The sequence below is a fragment of the Nocardioides sp. genome (assembly GCF_031422975.1).
Lineage (GTDB): Bacteria > Actinomycetota > Actinomycetes > Propionibacteriales > Nocardioidaceae > Nocardioides.
Map to the genome: position 1 here is coordinate 1 of NZ_JANPEO010000385.1, position 7,521 is coordinate 7,521.

Sequence of the window (7,521 nt, forward strand, 5' to 3'; positions counted from 1 at the left end):
GGCGGCATGGGCGGCATGGACTTCTGAGTCCACGCTCGCTCCTGATCCACAGCAGGGCCCTCGTCCTCGGACGGGGGCCCTGCTCCATTTGCCTGGTACGCCGCCGGCCTGGCCGCGCAACTGGCGGCGTACGACAGTGAAATCGGCGATGTCGATGTCGGCCGCCGCCAGTTCGTTGTCAGAGTGCGGCCATGCACTCCGTCCAGCTGAGTCGCTCATCGTCCCTCGCTTCGGCACCGTGCGCCTATGGCTCGAGGTCGAGGCGATCGCCGTACGACGACAAGGAGACCGATGAACCGCGAGATTCAGGTGAGAGGCACGATGGCAACTGTGACACTGATCCCGCAGAGCCGCCCGTTGACGGCGGCCGACCTCGAGTCGTACTGGGTGGTCGATCCCGAGCGGCCCGCGATCACGGCCTGGCAGTTGATCGAGGGCGCGTACGTCGAGGTGGCCAGCGTCGAGGCAGATCAGGCCCTCCGGGTCGAGGCGCTGTTCCCACTGGCCCTCGCCCCGTCCGACCTCGTGCGTTGACGACCGGACTCCTGCTCGCCGCCGGGGCCGGCGCTCGGATGGGCACCCCGAAGGCGCTGGTGCACGACCCCGACGGCACGTCCTGGCTGCGGCGCTCCGTGCACGTGCTGACCCAGGGCGGCTGCCAGCGGGTGTACGTCGTGCTGGGCGCGGCGGCCGAGGAGGCGCGGCCGCTCCTGGCCGGCCTGCCGGTCGAGGTGGTCGTCGCCGAGGACTGGGCCGACGGGATGGGGGCCAGCCTGTGCGCTGGCCTGGCCGCGATCGGCCCGCGAGGCGCCGTACTCGTGTCGCTGGTCGACCTTCCCGACGTCGGGCCCGAGGTGGCCGCCCGGGTGCTGGCGACGGGTGCCGGGCTCGCGCGGGCGACGTACGACGGGCGGCCCGGGCACCCGGTGCTGATCGGTGCGGACCACCTCGAACCCCTGATGGCGACACTCCACGGTGACGTGGGCGCGCGCGGCTACCTCGAGGCGCACGACGTCGCGCTGGTCGAGTGCGGCGACCTGGCGACCGGGGTCGACGTCGACCGCCGGTGAAGCCAACGCCGCACCAACGTGTGTGGTCGTAACCTGACCGACATGGACCTCGAGACCGATGCGATGCAGTCCCCCGCCGACATCGCCGCGCGTCTCGGTGCGACCGGTTACCTCGCCGACGACGAGCTCGCGACCGTGCTGTTCCTGACCATGCGGATGCAGCGCCCCCTCCTGCTGGAGGGTGAGCCCGGCACCGGCAAGACCGCGCTCGCCGAGGCGTTGGCCCTCAGCCTCGACCTGCCCCTGATCCGGCTGCAGTGCTACGAGGGCATCGACGCCACCCAAGCGCTCTACGACTGGGACTTCCCACGTCAGATCCTGCACCTGCGCGCGCTCGAGGCCGCCGGTTCGGGCGGCACCGTCGAGGAGGCCGAGAAGAGCCTGTACGACGAGCGGTTCCTGCTCTCGCGCCCGGTGCTGGCGGCGCTGAAGCAGTCGCCGGCCGTGCTGCTGATCGACGAGGTCGACCGCGCCGACGACGAGTTCGAGGCGTTCCTGCTGGAGGTGCTCTCGACCTGGCAGGTGACGATCCCCGAGCTCGGCACGGTGAGCGCGGCGACGCCGCCCTACGTCGTGCTCACCTCCAACCGCACCCGCGAGCTGCACGATGCGCTCAAGCGGCGCTGCCTCTATCACTGGATCGAGCACCCCGGGCTCGACCGCGAGGTGGCGATCCTCCGGTCCCGCGCGCCGGAGGTCGCGGACGCGCTGGCGCGTCAGGTCGTCGGAGTCGTTCAGCAGCTGCGCGATCGCGACGACCTGCTCAAGCCTCCCGGAGTGGCCGAGACACTCGACTGGGCGCGGGCGCTGAACCACCTCGGCACCACGCAGCTCGACCTCGCCTCCGCCGCGTCCACCCTCGGTGCGCTCGTGAAGTACCGCGAGGACGCCGACCGGGTGCGGCAGGCGCTGGACCGGATGCTCACCCCATGAACACCCCCATGACCTCCACGATCGATCCGCTGCCGCTGCTGCTCGGGTTCACCCGGGCGCTGAAGGCGGCGGGCGTGCCCGTCACGCCGGACCGTGCCCACGGTTTCGTCGAGGCGACGTCCCTCGTCGGACTCGACGACCAGCAGGCGACGTACTGGGCCGGACGCGCGACGCTCTGCGCCGGTCCCGACGACCTCACCCGCTTCGACCAGGTCTTCGAGGCGTGGTTCGACCCCCGCGGCGATCTGCCTCGCCGGCGCGACTCGGGCCTGCCGATGCCGGCGGCGCCATCGGTGCCCAGTGTCGACGGTGCGTCGGGGGACGAGGCCGGCGAGGACGACGGGGACGACGTGTTGCGCGCGGCCGCCACCGCGACCGAGGTGCTGCGTCATCGCGACGTCGCCGCCCTCGATGCGGCCGAACGGCAGCGACTCGCGGCGATGTTCGCCGCCCTGCGCCCGACCGCGCCCGTGCGGCGTACGGCCCGGCACGAGGCGTGGCACCGCGGCCGCCTCGACGCGTCGCGCACGATGCGGGACTCGTTGCGGCGGATGGGCGAGCCCGGCGACCTGGCCTGGCGTCGACGCCGGGTCAGGCCCAGACGCGTCGTCCTGCTGGTCGACGTGAGCGGCTCGATGAGTGCGTACGCCGATGCGCTGCTCAGGCTCTCGCACCGGTTCGTCGACACGCAGTCGCGCGCCGAGGTGTTCACCCTCGGCACCCGCCTGACCCACGTCACCCGGGCGCTGCGACACCGCGACGCCGACCGGGCACTGATCGCCGCGGGCGAGGCCGTGCCCGACTGGTCGGGTGGCACCCGGCTCGGTGAGACGTTGCGGGTCTTCCTCGACCGGTGGGGCCAGCGTGGGATGGCGCGTGGCTCGGTGGTGGTCGTGTTCAGCGACGGCTGGGAGCGTGGCGATGCCGCCCTGCTCGGCGAGCAGATGGCGCGCCTGCAACGCATCGCGCACCACGTCGTCTGGGTCAACCCCCATCGCGGCAAGCCCGGCTACGAGCCGGTGCAGCAGGGGATCGCGGCCGCCCTGCCCTTCGTCGATGACTTCGTCGCCGGCCACTCGATGGCGACCTTCGAGCAGCTCGTGGAGGTGGTCGGTCGTGCGTGAGGTCATGCGTGAGCTGCTGGAGTGGTGGGAGGCCGGGGAGACCGTCGGGGTCGGCACGGTCGTCGCGACCTTCCAGTCGGCGCCTCGACCGCCGGGTGCGTCGATGCTCGTCGGTCCGGACGGCACGGCCGTGGGCTCGGTCTCGGGTGGCTGCGTGGAGGGCGCGGTCTACGAGGAGGCCCAGCTGGTCGTCGAGTCCGGGGTGCCCGTGCTGGCGCGCTACGGCGTCTCCGACGACGACGCCTTCGCGGTCGGGCTGACCTGCGGCGGGATCCTCGACGTGTACGTCGAGAAGGTGTCGCGGGAGACCTTCTCGGAGCTGGGGGAGATCGCCGCCGACGTCGCGGCCGGCCGGCCCGTCGCGCTGGCCACCGTGGTGGAGCACCCCGACCCGGCCTGGCTGGGACGGCGCGTCGTGGTCCGCCCCGGCGAGCAGCCGGTCGGATCGCTCGGCTCGGCCCGGGCGGACGACGCCGTGCGCGACGACGCGCTCGGCCTGCTCGCGCACGGCCAGTCCGCGACCCTGGCCTACGGCCCCGACGGTGAGCGACGCGGGGAGGGGATGCGCGTCTTCGTCTGGGGGTTCGCGCCGAAGCCACGGATGCTGGTCTTCGGGGCCATCGACTTCGCTGCCGCGGTGGCGCGGGTGGGCAGCTTCCTCGGGTATCACGTGACGGTGTGCGACGCCCGGCCGGTGTTCGCGACGAACAGTCGCTTCCCGGAGGCCGACGAGGTCATCGTCGACTGGCCGCACCGCTATCTCGCGGCCGAGGTCGAGGCCGGCCGTCTCGACCAGCGCACCGTGCTGGCGGTGCTCACCCACGACCCGAAGTTCGACGTGCCGCTCCTGGAGGTCGCCCTCCGCCTGACCGGGGAGTCCCGTCCGGCCTACGTCGGCGCGATGGGCTCGCGGCGGACCCACGACGACCGGATGGCCCGGCTCCGGGAGGCCGGCCTGACCGACGACGAGCTGGCGCTGCTGTCCTCGCCGATCGGGCTCGACCTCGGCGCACGGACGCCGGAGGAGACGGCTGTCTCGATCGCCGCCGAGATCATCGCGGGCCGCTGGGGCGGCACCGGCGAGCGGCTCGCGGGCACCGCCGGACGGATCCATCACGACGTCGTGTGACGCCGTAGAGGGCCCGACCTGCTCACGTGGCCGGTCCGTCCACCGAGCTGAACCGACTCCGACCCCTGACGGGGCCACCTCGACGGCGCTACGGTGGCAATCGAGGAGTGGAGCCGCCCGATGACCAGTGACGACCTGCACGACCGCCGTGTGGAGGCCGTGCGCGCGTGGACGAGTTTCGTCACGCTCGGAGACGACGCCGAGCCGGCCGTCCGTCCGGAGATCCTGCGTAGTTGGGGGCTCTCGGGCGTGGTCTCCCCGGGACTCACCCATGCGCCGCTGGCCGACGAGACGGACACGGCCGAGTTCTGGCGGGACTCGCCGCTGCAGACGGCGGTGGCGCGCGTCCAGGACGAGCTGCGACGCACGGCCGAGGACGGTGACCTCGTCATCGCCGTGACCGACGACCAGACGCGCATCTTGTGGACCTACGGCGGTCGCGTCATGCGACGCAAGGCCGAGACGGTCAACTTCGTCCCGGGCGGCCGGTGGGACGAGGCCAGCGTCGGCACCAACGCCCTAGCGATCGCCGGGCGCACCGACGCGCCCTCGATGGTCTTCAGCGCGGAGCACTATGCCGAGGTGGTCCACAACTGGGTGTGCTGGGCGGCGCCGGTGCACGACCCGCTCACGGGCAAGCCGCTCGGCGTCATCGATCTCTCGACGACCTGGGACCGGACCCACCCGATCGGGCTGGCCACCGCCCGGGTGATGGCCCGGTTGATCGAGACCGCGCTCCCGAGCACGCGACGCTCGCCCGCGGCCGGGGTGATCGCCCCGGCCGAGCCCGGCCTGACCCTGACGTTGCTGGGCACGGCCCAGGTGTGGCTCGACGGCGAGCGACTGCTGCTCAACCGTCGACAGACCGAGATCCTCGCGTTGCTGGCGCTGCACCCCGCCGGGCTCTCGCTCGACCAGCTGCACTCGTTGCTCTACGGCGACTCCTCGGTCACCACCTCCACCCTCAAGGCGGAGGTCTCCCACCTCCGCGCGGCCCTGCGCGGCCAGCTCTCGTCTCGCCCCTATCGGCTCACCCTGCCGGTGACCACCGACATCGACGAGGTGCAACGGCGACTCCGCGTCGGTGACGTGCGCGAGGCGCTGGCGGCCTACGGCGGTGACCTGCTGCCCGGCACCGACGCCCCGGCGCTGGTGGAGATGGCCGACTACCTCGCGGTCAGTGTCCGCGAGGCACTCCTGGTCAACCCGGATCCCGATGCCGTTCTTCGCTACAGCGAGCTGGCGCCGTACGACACGTATGTGTTCGAGGCGTGCCTGGCCGCGCTGGGCCATCGCAGCCACCCGGCGGTCGCGCTGCTGAAGGGTCGGCTCGCCGCCGCGAGACCCTGAGGGCTCGCGCAACCTTTCGCCAACCCGCCCTTCCTAGTGTGAGTGCCATCACAGCGCGACTCCTATGTGAAGGCGGAACGGCGATGGCCAGGATCGAACTCACCGTCGACGGAGCACGAGTCTCCGACGACGTCGAGCCCCGGATGCTGCTGGTGCAGTATCTCCGCGAGAAGCTCGGCAAGACCGGCACCGTGATCGGGTGCGACACCAGCAACTGTGGCGCCTGCACGGTGCACCTCGACGGTCGCAGCGTGAAGAGCTGCAACGTGCTTGCCGTCCAGGCCAACGGGCGTGAGGTCACCACCATCGAGGGCCTCGCCGACGGTGAGGAGCTGCACCCGGTTCAGGCGGCCTTCCGTGAGTGCCACGGACTCCAGTGCGGCTTCTGCACACCGGGAATGATCATGCAGGCCGTCGACCTGCTCAACGAGAACCCGAACCCCACCGAGCAGGACGTCCGGGAGGGCATGGAGGGCAACCTCTGCCGCTGCACCGGCTATCACAACATCGTGAAGTCGGTCCTGCACGCCGCCGGAGGTGCGAAGTGACCGCCACGGTCGAGAAGCCCGACCTCGAGATCGGCCGGGACCGTCGCCGCAAGGAGGACCAGCGCCTGATCACCGGTCGCACCCGCTGGACCGACAACCTCGCCCTGCCGGGGATGCTGCATCTCGCGATGGTCCGCAGCCCGTTCGCCCACGCGAAGATCGTCAGTATCGACACCGAAGCGGCCAAGCAGTCGCCCAACGTCGTCGCGGTCTTCACCGGCGCCGACCTCGGCGAGGCCCAGGGTGCCTGCATCAACGCGTGGGCCATCACGCCCGACCAGGTGACTCCTCCGCACGTGCCGATGCCCTCCGACAGGGTCGCGTTCGCCGGTGAGACGGTCGCGGTCGTGGTTGCGCGTTCGGCAGCGGAGGCCCGCGACGCGGCCGAGCTCGTCGATGTCGAGTACGACCAGCTGCCGGCCGCGCTGGATCTCAAGCACGCAGCGACGGACGCCGTCCTCGCGCACCCCGACCTCGGCACCAACAAGAGCGCCCTGTGGGTCTTCGACTCCGCGGAAGCAGGCACCGGCACGAGTGCCGACGCCGCGATCGAGAAGGCCCGCGGTGACGGCATCGTGATCGAGCGGGAGTACCGCCAGCAGCGGCTGATCCCTGCCTTCATGGAGCCGCGCTCGACGGTGGTCGATCCGACTGGCGAGCAGATCACCGTGTGGAGCGCCACCCAGATCCCGCACATCCTGCGGTTCGCGATCGCCGCCACGACGGGTGTGCCGGAGTCGAAGATCCGCGTCATCGCCCCGGACGTGGGGGGCGGCTTCGGTGGCAAGCTCCAGCAGACTCCGGAGGAGATGATCACGTTCGCGGTCGCGCGCAAGCTCGGCAAGCCCGTGAAGTTCACCGAGACCCGCTCCGAATCCCTGATGACCGCCCACCACGGGCGTGACCAGTGGCAGAAGCTGACCCTCAGCGCCGAGAAGGACGGCACGGTCACCGGCCTCAAGGTCGAGCTGCTCGCCGACCTGGGTGCCTACATCGCCATCGTCGGCGGTGGCGTGCCGGTCCTCGGCGCGTTCATGTTCAACGCCATCTACAAGTTCCCGGCCTACCACTTCAGCTGCCAGACGGTGCTCACCAACAAGGCCTGGACCGACGCCTATCGAGGCGCCGGCCGGCCCGAGGCGACCTATGCCATCGAGCGGTTGATGGACGAGCTCGCGGTCGAGGTCGGCGTCGACCCGCTCGAGATCCGTGAGAAGAACTGGATCAAGCACGAGGAGTTCCCCTTCACGACCGTCGCCGGACTGGAATACGACTCCGGCAACTACGAGGCCGCCACCGCCAAGGCGCGGGAGGCGTTCGGGTACGACGAGCTGCGCGCCGAGCAGAAGCAGCGACGCGACGCCGGC

Annotated in this window: 8 protein-coding genes; all 8 read left to right on the forward strand. The window is 71.4% G+C overall.

The genetic code is table 11. The features are described 5' to 3' along the window. Positions 1–321 precede the first annotated feature (321 nt). On the forward strand, positions 322–534 hold the full coding sequence (locus RMO85_RS11615) for a hypothetical protein (RefSeq protein ID WP_310528883.1): 213 nt from the start codon (positions 322–324) through the stop codon (positions 532–534). Continuing rightward, the gene (locus RMO85_RS11620; RefSeq protein ID WP_310528884.1) at positions 531–1,070 is read left to right on the forward strand and encodes a nucleotidyltransferase family protein; all 540 of its coding nucleotides are present in this window, start codon (positions 531–533) and stop codon (positions 1,068–1,070) included. The genes RMO85_RS11615 and RMO85_RS11620 overlap by 4 nt, the downstream gene beginning before the upstream one ends. Before the next feature lie 42 nt (positions 1,071–1,112). Further along, positions 1,113–2,003 carry a MoxR family ATPase gene (locus RMO85_RS11625; RefSeq protein WP_310528885.1) on the forward strand — a complete coding sequence of 297 codons (891 nt, stop codon included), beginning with the start codon at positions 1,113–1,115 and terminating at the stop codon, positions 2,001–2,003. Further along, positions 2,000–3,127: a VWA domain-containing protein gene (locus tag RMO85_RS11630; RefSeq protein WP_310528886.1), complete on the forward strand. Its 1,128-nt coding sequence runs from the start codon at positions 2,000–2,002 to the stop codon at positions 3,125–3,127. Before RMO85_RS11625 ends, RMO85_RS11630 begins: the two co-directional genes overlap by 4 nt. Further along, positions 3,120–4,256: an XdhC family protein gene (locus RMO85_RS11635; RefSeq protein ID WP_310528887.1), complete on the forward strand. Its 1,137-nt coding sequence runs from the start codon at positions 3,120–3,122 to the stop codon at positions 4,254–4,256. Before RMO85_RS11630 ends, RMO85_RS11635 begins: the two co-directional genes overlap by 8 nt. 120 nt (positions 4,257–4,376) lie before the next feature. Further along, positions 4,377–5,606: a transcriptional regulator gene (locus tag RMO85_RS11640; protein WP_310528888.1), complete on the forward strand. Its 1,230-nt coding sequence runs from the start codon at positions 4,377–4,379 to the stop codon at positions 5,604–5,606. An 83-nt stretch (positions 5,607–5,689) separates the two neighbouring features. Further along, positions 5,690–6,154, forward strand: coding sequence for a 2Fe-2S iron-sulfur cluster-binding protein (locus tag RMO85_RS11645; protein WP_310528889.1), 465 nt, complete (start codon positions 5,690–5,692; stop codon positions 6,152–6,154). Next, a partial coding sequence (locus tag RMO85_RS11650) for a xanthine dehydrogenase family protein molybdopterin-binding subunit (protein ID WP_310528890.1) occupies positions 6,151–7,521 on the forward strand: 1,371 nt, incomplete at its 3' end. The genes RMO85_RS11645 and RMO85_RS11650, both read left to right, overlap by 4 nt.

Bases quoted from the DNA above. Each gene is read 5' to 3' on its own strand.
- RMO85_RS11645 (WP_310528889.1), top strand. From the start codon at position 5,690: ATGGCCAGGATCGAACTCACCGTCGACGGAGCACGAGTCTCCGACGAC.
- RMO85_RS11625 (WP_310528885.1), top strand. From the start codon at position 1,113: ATGGACCTCGAGACCGATGCGATGCAGTCCCCCGCCGACATCGCCGCG.
- RMO85_RS11630 (WP_310528886.1), top strand. From the start codon at position 2,000: ATGAACACCCCCATGACCTCCACGATCGATCCGCTGCCGCTGCTGCTC.
- RMO85_RS11640 (WP_310528888.1), top strand. From the start codon at position 4,377: ATGACCAGTGACGACCTGCACGACCGCCGTGTGGAGGCCGTGCGCGCG.
- RMO85_RS11615 (WP_310528883.1), top strand. From the start codon at position 322: ATGGCAACTGTGACACTGATCCCGCAGAGCCGCCCGTTGACGGCGGCC.